Annotated in this window: 14 protein-coding genes; 4 read left to right on the top strand and 10 right to left on the bottom strand. The window is 69.0% G+C overall.

What is annotated here, in order from left to right; genetic code table 11:
* Positions 1-84: 84 nt before the first annotated feature.
* Positions 85-969, bottom strand: coding sequence for a LysR family transcriptional regulator (locus KF796_00495; protein MBX3585091.1), 885 nt, complete (start codon positions 967-969; stop codon positions 85-87).
* A gap of 94 nt (positions 970-1063) precedes the next feature.
* Here KF796_00495 and KF796_00490 point away from each other — a divergent pair, with 94 nt between their 5' ends.
* Positions 1064-2095 carry an NAD(P)H-binding protein gene (locus KF796_00490; GenBank protein MBX3585090.1) on the top strand — a complete coding sequence of 344 codons (1032 nt, stop codon included), beginning with the start codon at positions 1064-1066 and terminating at the stop codon, positions 2093-2095.
* Complete coding sequence (locus tag KF796_00485) at positions 2092-3282, top strand: twin-arginine translocation pathway signal protein (GenBank protein ID MBX3585089.1); 1191 nt, start codon at positions 2092-2094, stop codon at positions 3280-3282. Before KF796_00490 ends, KF796_00485 begins: the two co-directional genes overlap by 4 nt.
* A 455-nt stretch (positions 3283-3737) precedes the next feature.
* On the opposite strand, the gene KF796_00480 is transcribed toward KF796_00485, so the two are convergent.
* From KF796_00480 to KF796_00445, 8 genes are all read right to left on the bottom strand, one after another.
* Positions 3738-4097, bottom strand: a complete 360-nt coding sequence (locus tag KF796_00480; GenBank protein ID MBX3585088.1) for a hypothetical protein — start codon at positions 4095-4097, stop codon at positions 3738-3740.
* Between the two features lie 134 nt (positions 4098-4231).
* The gene (locus KF796_00475; protein MBX3585087.1) at positions 4232-4633 is read right to left on the bottom strand and encodes a hypothetical protein; all 402 of its coding nucleotides are present in this window, start codon (positions 4631-4633) and stop codon (positions 4232-4234) included.
* Between the two features lie 1049 nt (positions 4634-5682).
* Positions 5683-9210: a hypothetical protein gene (locus KF796_00470; GenBank protein ID MBX3585086.1), complete on the bottom strand. Its 3528-nt coding sequence runs from the start codon at positions 9208-9210 to the stop codon at positions 5683-5685.
* The gene (locus tag KF796_00465; GenBank protein MBX3585085.1) at positions 9210-10019 is read right to left on the bottom strand and encodes a hypothetical protein; all 810 of its coding nucleotides are present in this window, start codon (positions 10017-10019) and stop codon (positions 9210-9212) included. The genes KF796_00470 and KF796_00465 overlap by 1 nt, the downstream gene beginning before the upstream one ends.
* Positions 10016-11263 carry an MFS transporter gene (locus KF796_00460; protein MBX3585084.1) on the bottom strand — a complete coding sequence of 416 codons (1248 nt, stop codon included), beginning with the start codon at positions 11261-11263 and terminating at the stop codon, positions 10016-10018. The genes KF796_00465 and KF796_00460 overlap by 4 nt, the downstream gene beginning before the upstream one ends.
* Before the next feature lie 21 nt (positions 11264-11284).
* Complete coding sequence (locus KF796_00455) at positions 11285-11791, bottom strand: CinA family protein (protein MBX3585083.1); 507 nt, start codon at positions 11789-11791, stop codon at positions 11285-11287.
* A complete protein-coding gene (locus KF796_00450; GenBank protein MBX3585082.1) occupies positions 11788-12342 on the bottom strand; it encodes a phosphatidylglycerophosphatase A in 555 nt (184 codons plus the stop codon). The genes KF796_00455 and KF796_00450 overlap by 4 nt, the downstream gene beginning before the upstream one ends.
* Positions 12343-12368: 26 nt before the next feature.
* Positions 12369-13265 (bottom strand): LysR family transcriptional regulator, encoded by an 897-nt coding sequence (locus KF796_00445; protein ID MBX3585081.1) that lies wholly within the window; start codon positions 13263-13265, stop codon positions 12369-12371.
* Between the two features lie 146 nt (positions 13266-13411).
* Between KF796_00445 and KF796_00440 the strand changes: the two genes are divergently transcribed.
* Both KF796_00440 and KF796_00435 read left to right on the top strand, forming a co-directional pair.
* Positions 13412-13615 (top strand): hypothetical protein, encoded by a 204-nt coding sequence (locus KF796_00440; protein MBX3585080.1) that lies wholly within the window; start codon positions 13412-13414, stop codon positions 13613-13615.
* A 2-nt stretch (positions 13616-13617) separates the two neighbouring features.
* Positions 13618-14055, top strand: a complete 438-nt coding sequence (locus KF796_00435) for a tautomerase family protein (protein ID MBX3585079.1) — start codon at positions 13618-13620, stop codon at positions 14053-14055.
* A 57-nt stretch (positions 14056-14112) separates the two neighbouring features.
* On the opposite strand, the gene KF796_00430 is transcribed toward KF796_00435, so the two are convergent.
* Positions 14113-15798: an FAD-dependent oxidoreductase gene (locus tag KF796_00430; protein ID MBX3585078.1), complete on the bottom strand. Its 1686-nt coding sequence runs from the start codon at positions 15796-15798 to the stop codon at positions 14113-14115.

The following is a 15798-nucleotide window of genomic DNA, read 5'->3' as shown; positions in this document are numbered from 1 at the left end:
CGGCCGGGCCGTCGGGTTCTTACGTCAAATGGCGCTGCAGGGCCGCCGGTATGCACCTGGAGCGCCGCCCTGGCGTGCGTGGCTTCAAAAAGCCTTGGGCACCGCCTGGCTCAGGAAATCGTACACCGCGCGAATGCGGCGGTTGGTGCGGATCTCGCGGTGCACGGTGAGCCAGATCGGCAGCGGCGGCACCTTGATCATGGGCAGCACCGGCACGATCTGGCTGTCGGTGCGCGCCAGGTAGTCGGCGATGAAGCCCACGCCCAGCCCCGCGCGCACCGCTTCCCAGTAGGCGATCAGGTCGTCGGTGCGCAGCGCAAAGGCCTCGGGCCCCACGGTGTAGCCAAAGCTGGCAAAGCCGCGCAGCAGGGTTTCGTCGCGGTCCGAGCCCACCAGTTCGTGGCCCAGCAGGTCGGGCGGCAGCCGTGGCGTGCCACGCCGGCGCAGGTAGTCGCGGTGGGCATAGGCGCCAATCGTGACCTTGGCAATGCGCTTGGCCACCAGGCTGGTCTGGTCCGGCTGGATCATGCGCAGCGCAATGTCGGCTTCGCGCCGCAGCAGGTTGCTCACGGCATTGCTGGCCACCAGTTCCACCTGCACCTCGGGCAGTGCGAGCCGCATCTGGGCGAGCACCGCGGGCATCACAAAGCAGGCAATGGGCTGGCTGGCCGTGATGCGCACCGTGCCCGACACCCCGGTCTCGGCGCCCGAGGCCTGCCGCGCCAGCTGGTGCGCGCTGCTTTCCATCGCGCGGGCCGAGTCGGCCAGCCGCAGCGCGAGGTCGCTGGGCAGCAGGCCGCGCCCGGTGCGCTCGAACAGCACGGCGCCAAGCTGGCTCTCCAGCTCGGCAATGTGGCGGCCAATGGTGGGCTGGGTGGTGCCCAGCGCCCGCGCCGCGCCCAGCAGGCTGCCCTGGTCCAGGGCCGCGAGGAAGGAGCGGATCAGCCCCCAGTCGAATGTGTTATTCAAAATCAAATACCTGCTATGGATCGTTAGGTAATTGTGGAATATCCCGGCGGTTTCCACAATCGGGCCATCACCCCTTCAACTCCTGGAGCTCACGATGTCCCGACTTTCCCCTTCTTCCGTGCTGGTCCTCGGCGCCCGCGGGCGCTTTGGCAGCGCCGCCGTGCGGGCCTTTGCCCAGGCCGGCTGGCAGGTCCATGCCCAGCTGCGCCCTGGCGCCAGCGCCCCGGCACAGCCCGGCGTCCAGTGGGTCCACGCCGACCCGCACGACACCGCCACCCTGGCCCGCGCCGCGCGGGGAGCCACGGTCGTGGTGCAGGCGCTGAGCCCGGTCTACACCCACAAGGCCTGGCGCACCCAGGTGCCGGCCCTGACCCAGGCCGCCATTGACGTGACCCGCGAGCTGCGCGCCACCTTGCTGCTGCCCGCCAGCGTCTACAACTTTGGCGCCACCATGCCCGCGCAGCTGCGCGAGGACACGGTGCAGATCCCCAGCACCCTCAAGGGCCGGCTGCGGCAGGCCAGCGAACAGCAGATCCTGCAGGCCACGCATGACGGTCGCATGAAAGCCGTGGTCATCCGCGGCGGCGACTTTTTTGGCAGTGGCCAGGGCTCCTGGCTGGACCAGGCCATGGTCAAGGACCTGCCCCGTGGCAAGCTGACCTACCCGGGCCCGCTTGATGTGCCCACCACCTGGGCCTACCTGCCCGACATGGCCCGCAGCTTCGTGCAGGTGGCCGAACGCCGCGACGCCCTGCCGGCCTTTGAAACCTTCCACTTTGGCGGCTACCACCTCACGGGCCAGGACTGGGCCCGTGCGCTGACCGACGTGGCGCGCGAGCAGGGCTGGTTGCCGGCCGGTGGCCAGCTCAAGGTGAGCTCCGTCTCGTGGCCGCTGTTCCGCGCGCTGGGCCTGTTCATGCCCATGCTGGCCGCGCTCAGTGAAATGCGCTACCTCTGGACCACGCCTTACCAGCTGGTCAACACCCGCATGGCCCGGCTGGCGGGCCCCGAGCCCCACACGCCGTTCCCGCAGGCCGTGCGCGCGGCGCTGGCCGACCTGGGCCTGCTGCAGCGCCTGCCGGCAGCGGGCGCACCGGCCCTGCAGCTTGACGGGGTGGCATCATGAATCGCCGCAACTTTGTCCGGCTGGCCGGTGGGGGCGTGGTGGCCGTGGCCACCGGCGCGGGCGTGACGGCCTGCGCCCTGTCGCCCGCCTACCCCGAGGAAGCCGTGCAGGCCTGGCAGGGGCCGGGCGCTGAAGCCGATCCGCGCCGCCGTGCCGTGGCCTACGCCATCACGGCGCCCAACCCCCACAACCTGCAGCCCTGGCTGGTGGACCTGCGCGAGCCCGGCGTCATCACGCTGTACACCGACCGCGAACGCGTGCTGACGCACACCGACCCGTTTGGCCGCCAAATATTGATCGGCCACGGTGCGTTTCTGGAACTGCTGGTGATGGCACTGGCCGAGCAGGGCCTGGCCAGCGATGTGGCGCTGTGGCCGCAGGGCGAGCTGGGCGCCAACCTGAAGGACTGGGACCGCAGGCCCATTGCGCGCATCACGCTCAAGCCCGGCGCGGCGCGCGACCCGCTGTTTGCGCACATCCTGAACCGCCACACACCCAAGACGGACTTTGACACGGCGCGGCCGGTGGCCGCTGATGTGCTGCGTGCGCTGACGGCGGGGGTAGATGGTGGCAATGCTGGAACTGGCGGCATCAAGGCCGGCGGCACGGTGGACGCTGCTGCCCTGGGCCCGTTGCGCGATCTGTGCTGGCAATCCGCCCGGGTGGAGCTGCTGACGCCACGCACCGTGATGGAGAGCGTGCACCTGACCCGTGTGGGCCCTGATGAAATCCTGAAGCACCGCGACGGCATCAGTTTGAACAGCCCGTTCATCCGCGCAGTGGATGCCCTGGGTATGTTTGACCGCAAGAACCCGCCCGCCGAAGGCAGCGAGGCCTACAAGACCATGATGGCCCGGTTTGAAGGCCACAGCCGCACCGCCATGGGTTTTGTCTGGCTCAGCACTGGCCGCAACCGCCGCGCCGACCAGGTCAACGCAGGCCGCGCCTACGTGCGCCTGCAGTTGCAGGCCACCGCGCTGGGCCTGGGCATGCACCCCATGAGCCAGGCGCTGCAGGAGTTTCCCGAGATGGCGCCGCACTACGAGCGCGCGCACCAGCTGCTGCTGGGGCGGTCTGCGCCCAAGTCTGCAGACGATGAGACGGTGCAGATGTTCTGCCGGCTGGGGTACACCGCAACACCAGCCCCGGCCACGCCGCGCAGGCCATTGACTGCATTCGTCGTGTAGAACCGTTCACCCTGAGCTCGTCGAAGGGCCCCCGCAAAGCCATCGCCACAAGCCAAACGGCCGGCCAGCGCACCGGCCGCCCATGCCCGTTCTGCGCTACGAGCTCGCGCAGATGTTCATGCAGCGCACCAGCCTGGCTGGCGCTGCCCCCACGGCCTGCACGCGCAACGCATGTACGCAGCGCGAATCCTCCGCTCCGCCCGGGCATGGCCACCCGGCGCGCCTGCGGGGGCTTGGTAGATCAGGAGGGCTAAGGCCGTGCGGTGGCTAGATTCGACGTTTGCAAGGGTTGGCGCCGTGTGAGCAGACTCCATATCGGCACGGGCCCGTGCGAGCCGAGCTCAGATGCCGGATATACGACTGCACGCGTTTCCCACCAGCTAACAATGTCGGTCAGCTTCTTGCCTTTGCGGGGAGGTCCATATTCGAAGGGTTGGGCGTCATGCACCGAAACCCTACCCGCGATGAACAATGGCGTCGTTCAGCGCGGCTACCACCTTCCCAAGGTACTCTTTCTGGTGTGTTGTCAGCGCCTTCGTTTCCCCGGCAGACGTTCTTAGCATTACGTGATAGACAGGTTTCTGCTTGTAGAGAAAATAGATAGATAGCGCGATTACGGGGATGCCAAAGAAGGCGTTCTCCATTGCCGCTGCGATGCCGATGAGAAGGCAGACGATGCCCCAGAACCTCTTCGGGGGATCGGTGAGCGGATTCACCGATGTGACGTTGCTCATGGCAAAAGTTTGACCGTCGACGATGAATCGGGCATTTGTGACCTTCACGCCTTCGTATTCAAAGAAGGTTTTTTCATCCATGCGCGAGTCTCCCTGTGGTGGCGATATTTCGAGGCGAAAGTTTGACGCCTAGCGTGAAGATGACCGGACCACCAACATAAGCGGCGGAGCCGCCTCCTGCTGTTGTGGGTCCGCGTCGATTGACCAGTTGGACCTCATGCCTTCCACGCCTCCAGCACCGACCTGAGCTGAGACAAGAGCTCCCTTAGGAATGTTTGATCCAGCTCGAGTTCGAACTCCAGCCTATTGCCGTACGTAGCCTGCGACCAAGCGGTTCCAGACATTTGAATGTGGCCGACAGGCGTTGCCGTGAGCTTCAGGTTGAACTGCCTCTCGCGAGGCTGCAACTGGGCGCTACCTTTGACTGTGCGGTCCAATGCTTCCAACTCTTCAAGGAAGAGCTTCAAGTCATGGACTTCCAAAGACGGCGCGATCGAACCGCGAAAGCCCCGGACAGCGATTTCAACATCGGCCTCCAACCAACCCTCAGGAATTGGGGCGCGAGGAAACCGCATGCTCACGAACTCAGAAGCGGTGCCGAGACAAACGGTTTGCATGAGGTCTAACGTAAAAATGACCGGACCACCAACATTCGCGGCAAAGCCGTCTTGTGCCGTTTTGGGTTCGGGTCGATTGGCATGTTATGTTGTGTATCAAACTTCAAGGTCGTCAATCCGGAGAGGCGTTCTCCATATAGGAGAGGTACTTACTTAAGACAGCACAGGCAGTAGCCACCCCTAGAAGTAGGTAGCTCGGCCACCCCTTCCAGCCTAGTGATCCCAAAATCACGGCTAAGACACCGACAGCAACGCCGACCAAGAACAAAAGTATCGGCAAACGCGACTTGGCTTTCGATTTCGATTCTGAATTCAAGTTCTCGTCAGAAGCGTTTGTCATGTGAATATGATCCGCTCAAGGTCGTGACAGTTGACTGGGTGTTGAACCAGTGCCACCTGAGTGTGGGCCACATCGACATAACGTGCGTGTGACCGGCGACTTGCGCCAGGAGGGAGCGCAGCGACCGGACGCCGCAAGGCGTCCGTGTCGACTAGCGGGTTAGCCATCAGGTCACCATTGACTTGCTGGAATGTCATGAGGCTTCACATACGAAGAGTCGTCACAACGGCCAACATACCGAATGGCCTTCCTTATCTTGTGCGTCTCCGGATCGACAAGGACTCCACGGAATGTACCGTCTACACCGGAGATCCCGACCCAGGCGAGCCCACCATGTTCCATTTCCGGGTGTTTGGCCGATACTCCGGGAACGTACGAAACACGGCCCGGCTTTCTCTTCCAGAGCGAGAGGGCCGATCGGTACTCAACAATGTCTCCAGGGAGCACCTGCGTGGCGCCGTCCGAGTACGTCACCGGTCTCATTCTGTAGGGCTAACGTAATGTATGCCGCAAATCCTGGGGTCTAATCTGGCGCGTGCAACATAAGCTGGGCATGGCAACAGTCCTAAGTCTTTGTCAGATCAAGATTTTCTGGCGGCATATCCGTTGAATGGCGTAAATAAAAATACCCACAAACACCGCAACTGGCCGAGGCCATTCTAGGTAGCCAACGCGCCCTGCGAATCCTTCAATGTGATGAGGCGCGGGCTCAGCCCTTGGGCGCGTCGCCCGCTGCCTGCTTGAGCATGTCCAGCAGCTTCTGCTTTTCGGCTGCTGCTGCGGCTGCAGCGTCTTTGAGGGGGGATGCTGCCGCCGGGTCGGCCCCTGCTTTGTCCAGTGCGTCTTTCATTGCATCGGCTGGTGCGCGTGGGCCAGGCGCGGGTGCAGGTGTGGGTGCCGGGGCGGGGGCTGCACCCGGTGCTGCCGGTGGGGCTGGTGTGCCGGGTGGCGCCGCAGCGGGGCCGGGGGGTGTGGCGGGCGCTGCGGGTGGCGGTGTGCCTGCGGGTGCCGTGGCGGGCTGAGCGGGTGCGCCTGGTGTTGCGGGGGGTGATGCCGGTGGCGTGGCACCGCCTGCGGCAGGTGCGGGCGCTGCGGCTGGTGGAGTGGCGGCGGGTGCTGGTGCTTCGGCGGGTGATGCAGGCGCCGCTGGTTCAGCTGCGGGCGGCGGTGACGTGGCAGGGGCCTTGTCTGCACTCGCAGGCGGAGGTGTTGGTGCCGGTGCTGGTGCGGGCGGGGGCGCAGACGTTGCGGGTGCGGCATCGGCTGCTGGTGCGCTGGCGGGTTCTGCGGCCGGTCCGTCCGCAGGGGATGGTGCCGCCGCCTCCGCAGGTGCCGGCGCGCTGGGCGGCGGCGCTTCTGCTGGGCCGGGTGCGGCGGCTGGTGTTGGCGCAGCGGGTGCCGACGATTCCGCCGGGCTGCCTGCGGCCGCGGCGGTGGGAGCCGGTGTTGGTGCGGGAGCATCCGCCGGCGCAGCCCCAGGCGCTGCGCCCGGCGCCGCAGCCGGTGCACCGGCCTCTGCCCCGGCTTCCTTTGCCGCATCCTTGGCTTCTTCCTTCGCGGCCTCTTTGGCCTCTTCCTTCTTCGGCGGCTCGCCGCCGTTCTTCACCACTTCGGCCGCCACGATGGATTCGGCGCTCACCACGTCGGCACGCGCCGCATTGGTCTGGTCTTGGGCGGCTTCGGCCTTGGCGCGGGACTCATCAATGAGCTTCTGGCCTTCGTCGCGTTTGGCGGTGACTTCGGCTTCGGCTTTGGCCGTCTGCTCGGCCATGTCTTTTTCTGCGGCCTGCACCTGTTCGCGCAGGGCGTCGGCTTCGGCGGTGGCTTTGGCCAGTTCGCGGTCCAGGCTGGCCTGGGCGTCGCGGGCTTCGTCGGCCGGGGGCGCGACGGCGGCCTTGGCGTCTTCCAGCACCTGGTTGAAGGCTTCGTTGGCGGCGGCCAGGTTCTCGCGCTGGGCTTCGCCGGCGGCCTCGGCCTGCACGCCGTGGGCGCGGGCGGCCTCCTGCGTGGCGCGCAGCTCGGCCTGCATGGGATCGGTGGCCACGGCCAGCGCGGCCAGGCCGGCCAGTGCGGCGTTGGCGCGGTCTGACGCGGCCTGGCCTGCCGACTCAAAGTCATCGCTCAGGGCGCTGGCGCTGTCGGCGGCGCCTTGCACGGCTTCGCGCGCCTGCGCCAGCGCGGCGGTCACTTCATCCTGCAGGGCGTCCAGCTGGCTGGCCACGCTGCTGGCGTTGTCGGCGGCCTGGCTGGCCGTGGATTCAATCTGCGCGGCCATGGCGGTGGCCTCGTCGGCGGCGGCGCTCAGGGCGGCCGCGGCGTCACCCGCCTGCGCGGCGCCGGCGGCCAGCTGGCCGCCGGCCTTGGCCAGCAGTTCGTCCAGCTTGCTGCGCGCCATGTCTATCTGCGCCATCAGGCGGCTTTTCAGGTCATCGCTCAGGGCCTTGAGGCGCTGCGCGGGCACGCGCACCTGGGCTTGCAGTTCGCTGATCTTGCTGCGCAGCTGGGCGATCTTGTCTTTGACCTGGTCCACAGGCTGCTGCATTTTGGCCTGGGCGTCGCCAATGGTCTGCACCACCTTGGCTTCGGCGCTTTCCACCTGCAGGCGCACCGGCGTGACCAGCCGGCCCTTGAGCGCATACACCTGGGCCTTGACCAGGTCCACCTTCTCGCGCGGCTGCACCAGGCCCACAAAGGTGTCGCGCGCCTGGCGCACCTGGGCCACCAGCTTGGCCGGTTGCGCCTTGACCTGCTCGGCCGCCTCATGCAGCTTGGCCGATGCCTGGTCCATCTGCGCCTTGGCCTGCTCCAGCGCGGCGCGCACCTGGTCCAGCACGGCCACCACTTTGGCAATGGCCTGGCGCACTTGTTCAATGGCTTTTTCAAGCGCCTCGCGCAGTTGCTCCACGATGGCCAGCGCCTGGTCCAGCAGCCCCAGCGTGGTCTTGCCCGCCGATCGCACGGCGCTGCGCGCGCCGACAATGGTGACCTGGATGCCGGGCAGCGATGCCTTCACGCCCATGAACAGCGAACGCGCCACCACCAGCGCCGGCGCGCGGGTGATGTAGCGGGTGCACACGGCGATGGCGTTGTCGCAGCGCTCGTCGGCCTGGTCCAGCTCGCGGCTGGCCTGGGCCAGCGTGGCGTCGGCCCGCTCCACAAACGCTTCCACCTTGGCCTTGATGTCGGTGATGACGTCGCGTGCCTCGGTGATCTTGTCCTGCACCGGCTGAAAGCGGTCGGGCAGGGTCTGCAGCGTGGTCTTGATCTCGTCGATTTCGGCGATCACCTCGTCCAGCGCCTGCTTCATCTCGCCAATGGCTTCGTCCACGCCTTGCACCGCGGCGTCGATCACGTTGTTGATGGCGGCCACGATGGTGTCCAGCCGGCCAATCTGCGTCTCCACCGCCGCAAGAACGGTGTCCACCGTCTGGCCCACGGCTTCAATCTGCGCGGCCACGGCGTCGATGGCGGCCTCCACCGCCACGATGGGCGCCACCACCAGCAGCGCCATCTCGTGCGCCTTGCCCTTGAAGCCTTCCACCTGCGCCATCAGCGCGTCGATTTCCTGCTCGATGGCGCTGATGGCGGTGTCCACCCGCTGGATGACGGCGTCCACCGAGGCCGTCACGTCGGCGGTGATGGCGTCCACCTGCGCGGCCATGCCGTCCAGCGTGGCGCTCAGGTCCTGCTGCACGCCGTCCACCTGGGCCTGCAAGGTGGTGGTGCCGTCCTGCAGCGCCTGGCGGGCCTGCGCCGCATCGCGCAGCGCCTGCAGCCGCTGGCCCAGGGCCTGTGCATCGGCGGCCACGCCGGCCAGGCGCGGCGGCACGGTGGACACATCGGGCCGGATGGCGGCCAGGCGGTCGGGCACGCCCTGCACGGTGCTGGCAATGCCTTGCGCGTCACCCGCAATGCCCAGCAGGTTCTGGCCGGCGGCGGCCAGCCGCGTGCCCATGCCGGCCAGTGAATTGACGAGGCCCGTCAGGTCGGTCTGCAGCTTGGCCACGGCCACCGGCAGGGCGCCGGCCAGAGCCACCGGGTCCAGCGGCGGCGCGAGTTGCTTGACCTGGGTGACCAGCTCGCCAATCTGCGCCGATACCGTGCTGATGGCGGCGTTGGCGTCGCTGATGCTGGCGGTCAGCTCGGTCTGCATCGTGGTGGAGGCCGTGCCCACGGCCTCCACCACCCGGGTGGCGCCCTGGGTGATGGCGGTGTTGGCGCGGCTGACGAACTGCATCAGAGCTTGTCCAGCGTGGTGGTGACCGAGCTGCTGGCGGTGCGCATGGCGGTGTTGATCTCGGGGATCTTGGACGGCGTGGGCGCCAGCGACACCGGCGCCAGTTTGAGCTCGCCCAGCGTGAGGTCAATCTGCTCCAGCGACTGCATGATCTCGGGCAGCACTTCGGCGCCTTCAATCTGCACTTCTTCCAGGATGGGCAGCAGTGGCGGCACCGGTGGCTTGATGGGCGCCAGTGCCTGCATGAGCGGTGCGGGCGCCGAGGTGGCCGGCGGCGCCGGCACCCCCGGCAGGCCAGCGGGCTGGGGCGGCAGCGGGCTTTCGGTCAGGATCAGCGCGCCCTGCACCAGGCGCGCCGCCAGCGTCTGGATCACGCGCTCATCGGGGTAAGAGAACACCCAGGTCGACGGTTCAAGCCGCTGCAGCGCCTGGCGCAGTTCGCGCAGCGCGCTGGCATCGGCCTGCCAGAAGCACAGGTAGCGCTCAGCCTCGTCCTGGTGCCAGAAGGTGCGCTGCTGGCCGCGCCGCACGTCGAACAGCGCACTGTCGGCATGCGAGGGCGTGGCCGGGTCCGGGCCACCCATCATGCGAAACGGTGCGGGCGCGGGCGCGGGCTCGGCCGACGCATTGGCGCCCGGCGCGGCCGGGGGGGTGGCCGGTGGCGTGGCGGCCTGGGGCGGCGGGGGCAGCGGCGGATGCGGGCGGGTGGCGGGCGGGGGCGAGTCAGCGGCGCGCGGGGGCGGGCTCATGCGGTCGTGCAGCCACACCACCCGGGCGTCGCGGCGCAGCCAGAGCAGCGGCAGGTTCATGCGGCCAGCCCCGCGGTGGCCGCCGCGCCGCGCCGCCGCACCCGCTGCAGCAGCATGAAGGCGATGCCGAAGTTCAGCAGGTTCCAGCCAATGCCATTGAGGAAGGCCGCATGGTAGGAGCCCGTGAGGTCGAACACCTTGCCCGACATCCAGCCGCCCAGCGCCATGCCGAACATGGTGGCCATGATCACCGTGCCCACGCGCGCGCCGGCCTCGGCCGCGGGGAAATGCTCGCGCACGATGATGGCGTAGCTGGGCACGATGCCGCCCTGGAACAGGCCGAACAGCGCCGAGATCACATACAGCGGCACCAGCCCGTCAAACGGCAGGAACAGCACCAGCGCCAGGGTCTGCAGCGCCGAGCCCAGCAGCAGGGTGCGCAGGCCGCCGATGCGGTCGCAGATGGCGCCCGACACCAGCCGGCTGACGATGCCGCAGGCCAGCATCAGCGACAGCATTTCGGCGCCGCGCGCCGCGCCAAAGCCCAGGTCGGAGCAGTAGGCCACGATGTGCACCTGCGGCATCGACATGGCCACGCAGCAGGCCACGCCGGCCAGGCACAGCAGCGCCTGGGCCTGGCCCAGCCGCAGGCCGAAGGGCAGGCTGCCCGCGGGCGCGCCGCTGACCATGGGCGGCGCCAGCTGCAGCGCGGGCGGCCGCTGGCGCATGAGCTGGGCCAGCGCCAGCATGACCAGCGGACAGAACAGCGCCAGCCCCCAGTAGGTGGCGCGCCAGCCGGCCTGCTCGACGAAATGCTGGATCACCGGCGGCCAGAGCGTGCCGCCCAGGTAGTTGCCGCTGGCGCACACCGCCACCGCGATGCCGCGGCGCCGCGCGAACCACAGCGAGGTGTCGGCCAGCAGCGGCGAGAACGTGGCCGAGCTGCCGCACAGGCCGATCAGCACGCCATGCGCGGCGGCAAAGGCCCAGATGCTGCCGCTGAGCGCGGCCGCCGCGTAGCCCAGCCCCAGGCCCAGCGCGCCCAGGCGCAGCGGCACGGTCACGCCAAAGCGGTCGGCCAGCCGGCCCATGGCCACGCCACCAATGCCAAAGCCCACCATGAGCAATGTGTAGGGCAGCGAGGCGTCGGCCCGCGCCACGCCAAAGTCGGCCTGCACCGCGGGCAGCACCACGGGCACCACATACATGCCGCTGGCGCCCACGGTCATCAGCGCCAGCGTGATCCAGAGCCGGCGCCAGGCCTGGGGCGAGTCGATCAGGTCGGCGGCGGCGGGGGTGTTCATGGCCGGCAGAGGGTCAGGGGCTCAGCCCAGCAACTGCACCAGGCGCCGCAGGGCATGGGCCACGGTGGCGGCGCGCACCGCCGCGCGGTCACCGTCAAAGCGCCGCATCTCGCTGGTCAGCAGGCCATCGACCGAAAAGCCGAACCAGACCGTGCCCACGGGTTTGTCGGGGCTGCCGCCGCTCGGGCCGGCCACGCCGGTGACGGCCACGCTGACCTGGGCCTGCGAGTGGCGCACCGCGCCAAACGCCATGGCGCGCGCCACCACCTCGCTGACCGCGCCGTGGGCCGCGATCTGCGCGGCGTCCACGCCCAGCAGCTCGGTCTTGGCCTCGTTGGAGTAGCTGACAAAGCCGCGCTCGAACCACAGGCTGGAGCCCGGCAGCGCCGTGCAGGCCGCGGCGATCAGGCCGCCGGTGCAGCTTTCGGCCGTGGCCATCATCTGCCCGCGTTTTTGAAGCAAATCGGCCAGGAGTCCAGCAGCGGCGGCCACTTCGTGCTCTGGATTTGATAGCAAATCAGGGTTCACCAGAATCTCCAGAGCGCGATCACCAGGAGCGTGCAGACGGCGGCCACCAGGTCGTCGAGCATGATGCCCAGGCCGCCGCGCCAGCCAAAGCCCTTGAACAGGCCGTCGGCCCAGGCCACCGGGCCGGGCTTGGCGGCGTCAAAGAACCGGAACAGCACGAAGGCCGCGAACTGCATCCACAGCCCCGCGGGCATCACCAGCCACAGCACCAGCCAGAAGGCGGCGATCTCGTCGATCACGATCTGCCCCGGGTCGGCCACGCCCATGTGGCGCGCGGTCACGGCGCTGGCCCACCAGCCCAGCAGGAGCGTGATGCCAATCACCACGCCCCACTGCAGCGCACTGGGCGCCCAAGCGGTCTGGATCAGCAGGAACGCCAGCCAGGCCCACAGCGTGCCCGACGTGCCAGGCGCCACCGGGCTCAGGCCCGAGCCAAAGCCCAGCGCCACCCAGTGCGCGCCGTGGCCCAGCATGAAGCGCACGCCGGCGCGGCGCGGCGCCGGGGCCGGGGCGGTCTGGTCGTCGGGCGGTGCGGTGAAGGGCGGGTTCATCGGTGTCTCGGGAAAAGGCTCGGGCGTCAGATCTGGCCGAACCAGTCGGCCCAGTAGTCGATGCAGGCGCGGATCTTGGGCAGACGGTGGCGCTGCGGCAGCATCATCGCGTAAATCGGCGAGCGCTGCGCGTCGATGAAGGCGTCAAGCAGCGGCACCAGCCGGCCTTCCTTGACCAGCGGCTTGGCGATCAGGTCGTTGCAGCGGCAGATGCCCAGGCCATTGAGCACCATGGACATCTGGATGCCGGTGGACGCCGTGCGGTAATGGCCCTGCATCACGCGCGCCACCGGCTCGCCGTCGATCAGGAACGGCCAGCGGTTCAGATGCTGTGCCACGCTGTTGGTGATCAGGCGGTGGCTGGCCAGCTCGTCGGGGTGCGCGGGCGTGCCGTGCCGGCGCAGGTAGTCCGGGCTGGCGTAGAGGTAGCGGGTGTGGCTGCCGATTTCGCGCGCGATCACCGCATCGCTTTGCACGGTGCCGGTGCGGATCGCGATGTCGATGCCTTCGCGCGCCATGTCCACCAGCCGGTCGTCGGCGTGGATGTCCACCTGCAGCCGCGGGTGGCGCTGCGTCAGGCCGGCCAGGCCCGGCACGATCAGGAAATGCGCCATCGACGGGCTCACCGCCAGGCGCACCGTGCCGCCGACCTCAAGCGCCTTGCTGGCGAACTCGGCCTCCAGCTCGACAAAGGTGCCGCCCACGCGCAGGCAGTAGTCCAGAAAGGTCTCGCCCTCGGCCGTGAGCGCCAGGCCGTGGGTGGAGCGGTGGATCAGCCGCGCGCCGCAGGCCTTCTCGATGCGCGCCAGCGAGCGCGACACCTGGCTGACCGGCGCATTGCGCTCGCGCGCCACCGCCGACAGCGTGCCCAGCTCGGCCACGCGCGCGAACAGCTGCAGGTCGTCAAACGCGAGTTCCCTCATGGGCCAATGGTAGCGGGCCAGGCGCCCGCGCGCGCTGGCGGCCTTGCAGCCGGTGCAAGACCCATTTGCGTGGCGTGCCGTTTCCGGATGCGGCGGCCGTGCCTACATTCAAGGCTCTCCCGCGACCGTCACGAAAGGACACCGCCATGACCACCGCCACACCCTCGAACCTTTTGCCCCCCGGCGCCCATGCCGCGCTGATGGACGCCGCCCTGGCCCGCGCCGAAGTGCTGCGCCGCGAGGCCGCCGACCGCTTCTGGTGTGGCCTGGCGGAACGCATCCGCCAGGCCTTTGACGCCGCGCGGCGCCACGCACCGGCTGCGCACGCCACCCGCCTGCTGGAGGCCTGAGCATGCCCACCTTGAACCTGCGGGTGGCCCCGCTGCAAAACCCTGAACGCTACCGCGCCCTGGCCGCGGCCCTCACCGACATCACCGCGCGCACGCTGGACAAGCGGGCCGAGGTCACGGCCGTGACCATTGAAGACCTGCCCACCGCCCGCTGGACCGTGGGCGGCCGTGATGTGCAGCGGCCCACCGCCCTGCTTGAAATCAGCGTCACCACGGGCACCAACAGCGCCGCGCAGAAGGCCGCCTTCATCGCGCAGGCCCATGCCGAGCTGCAGCGGCAGCTGGCACCGGGGGCGGCGCTTGAAGAGGCCAGCTATGTGATCGTGCGCGAGGTGCCCGCCACCGACTGGGGCTATGCCGGCGAAACCCAGGCCGCCCGTCAGCGTGCGCGGCAACAGGCGCAGGCGCTGCGGCCCGAGCCCCAGTCGCAGGCGGCCTGAGCCCAGTCGCAGCGGCCTGAGCGGCGGCGGCTGGCGGAGGTGCTGCCCCCGCTGCCCTCAGGCGGCCAGCCGCAGCGCCGTGTGCGCGGCACCGCGCAGCACGGCCACCAGGCCCGCGGCGTCCGCGGGCACGGCATCCCCGCGCCAGACCACGTGCTGGTCGGCGCGGCACAGCACCAGGGCGTGCCTGTAGGCCTCGGGCAGCGGGTCGCGCGGCTGCACATCCAGCACCTGCAGCGGCAGGCGCTGCGCGCGCGCGGCATCGACCAGCGTGCCCACGTTGGCATCGGCTTTCAGGCGCAGCAGCGTGTAGCCCGGGCCGAATGCGTCATACAGCGAATGGCCATCGGCCAGCCAGACATGCGGCGCGCGGCAGCCGGGCACGGTGGACGGCGTGAAACTGCCCATGCTGTAGGCGGGTGGGGCTTCGTCATCGGCCACTATCACCGGCGAGCCGCTGTAGAAGTAGCCAAAGTTCAGCCCCGCGCAGCAGAACTGCTGCACGTTGAGGTCATAGGCCTCGCGGCCTGCGAGTGCGCGGGCCGCGGCGCCTTCGGCGTCGTCGGCTTCGATGTGGGCCGGCACGGCGCGGCGCGCGCGGATCATCTTCTGCGCATGGTCCATCGCGAAGTTCGAGACCTGCTCGGTGATGGGCTGCCGTTCGGCCTCGTAGGCATCCAGCAGGCCCTCATCGCCCCAGCCCTGCAGGCGCGCCGCCAGCAGCCATGACAGGTGGATGGCGTCGGCAATGCCCGCGTTCATGCCGTAGCCCGCATAGGGCACCCACAGGTGGGCCGCGTCGCCCGCGATGAACACGCGGCGGTCGCGGAAGCGGTTGGCCACCAGCCGCCGGCCCACCCAGTCTTCCTTGCTGATGACCTCGTACTGGAAGTCCGGGCCCACGCCCAGGATGTTGCGGATGGACTGGTCGCGGTCCACCGAGTCGAACTCGGGCTCCTCGGCGTTCAGGTGGTTGTGCACCAGCCAGGTGCTGTGCCCGTCAATCGCGAACATGGTGCCGCAGCGCCGCGGGTTGTAGGCGTAATACGACCAGGCCGGCTTGCCCGGGATCAGCGCCTTGAGCTGCGGCGCGCGGATGTAGGTGGACTGCACGCGCTGGATCACCGCCGTGCCTTCGAGCTTCGCGCCCATCTGCTTGCGCACGCCGGAGCTGCCGCCGTCGCAGCCCACGAGGTAGCGGGCCCGCAGGGTGCGTGTGGTGCCGTCGTCCAGGTTCTGCGCCGTGGCCTGCACGCCGGCGGCGGTCTGCGTGAAGCCGGTGACCTGCGTGCGGTTGAGCAGGGTCACGCCGGGCAGGGCCGCGGTGTGTTCGAGCAGGATGGGCTCGAGGTAGATCTGGTTGATGCGGTGCGGCGGCTCGGGCGTGGGCCACCAGCCGTCGGGCCCGCTGGTGTCGCTGTAGCGGTCGCGCCGGCAGGGGATGGGGATGCGCGTCAGCTCGGTGCCGGTCACGCTGGTGCGGAACACCACGTCGTTGGGGTAGTCCTCGGGCAGGCCGGCGCTGCGCAGCTTGTGCGCCACGCCGAGCCGGCGGAACTGCTCCATGGTGCGGGCCGAGACATGGTTGCACTTGACGTTGGGCGGCTCGGCGTAATGCCGGGTCTCGGCGATCAGCACGCGCACGCCGCGTCCGGCGAGGTCCATCGCAAGGGTCAGGCCCACGGGGCCGGCCCCGACGATCAGCACGTCGCAGTCGGGCGTGCCATTGGCGTTGTCGGTCAT

The sequence above is a fragment of the Ramlibacter sp. genome (assembly GCA_019635435.1).
Taxonomy (GTDB): Bacteria; Pseudomonadota; Gammaproteobacteria; order Burkholderiales; family Burkholderiaceae_C; genus JAHBZM01.
This window is presented reverse-complemented; position numbering and strand designations above follow the sequence as displayed.

What these genes read in the sequence shown, in the direction of transcription:
- KF796_00490 (MBX3585090.1), top strand. Translation starts at nt 1,064, where the DNA reads ATGTCCCGACTTTCCCCTTCTTCCGTGCTGGTCCTCGGCGCCCGCGGG.
- KF796_00485 (MBX3585089.1), top strand. Translation starts at nt 2,092, where the DNA reads ATGAATCGCCGCAACTTTGTCCGGCTGGCCGGTGGGGGCGTGGTGGCC.
- KF796_00480 (MBX3585088.1), bottom strand. Translation starts at nt 4,097, where the DNA reads ATGGATGAAAAAACCTTCTTTGAATACGAAGGCGTGAAGGTCACAAAT.
- KF796_00475 (MBX3585087.1), bottom strand. Translation starts at nt 4,633, where the DNA reads ATGCAAACCGTTTGTCTCGGCACCGCTTCTGAGTTCGTGAGCATGCGG.
- KF796_00470 (MBX3585086.1), bottom strand. Translation starts at nt 9,210, where the DNA reads ATGCAGTTCGTCAGCCGCGCCAACACCGCCATCACCCAGGGCGCCACC.
- KF796_00465 (MBX3585085.1), bottom strand. Translation starts at nt 10,019, where the DNA reads ATGAACCTGCCGCTGCTCTGGCTGCGCCGCGACGCCCGGGTGGTGTGG.
- KF796_00460 (MBX3585084.1), bottom strand. Translation starts at nt 11,263, where the DNA reads ATGAACACCCCCGCCGCCGCCGACCTGATCGACTCGCCCCAGGCCTGG.
- KF796_00450 (MBX3585082.1), bottom strand. Translation starts at nt 12,342, where the DNA reads ATGAACCCGCCCTTCACCGCACCGCCCGACGACCAGACCGCCCCGGCC.
- KF796_00445 (MBX3585081.1), bottom strand. Translation starts at nt 13,265, where the DNA reads ATGAGGGAACTCGCGTTTGACGACCTGCAGCTGTTCGCGCGCGTGGCC.
- KF796_00440 (MBX3585080.1), top strand. Translation starts at nt 13,412, where the DNA reads ATGACCACCGCCACACCCTCGAACCTTTTGCCCCCCGGCGCCCATGCC.
- KF796_00435 (MBX3585079.1), top strand. Translation starts at nt 13,618, where the DNA reads ATGCCCACCTTGAACCTGCGGGTGGCCCCGCTGCAAAACCCTGAACGC.
- KF796_00430 (MBX3585078.1), bottom strand. Translation starts at nt 15,798, where the DNA reads ATGACCGACAACGCCAATGGCACGCCCGACTGCGACGTGCTGATCGTC.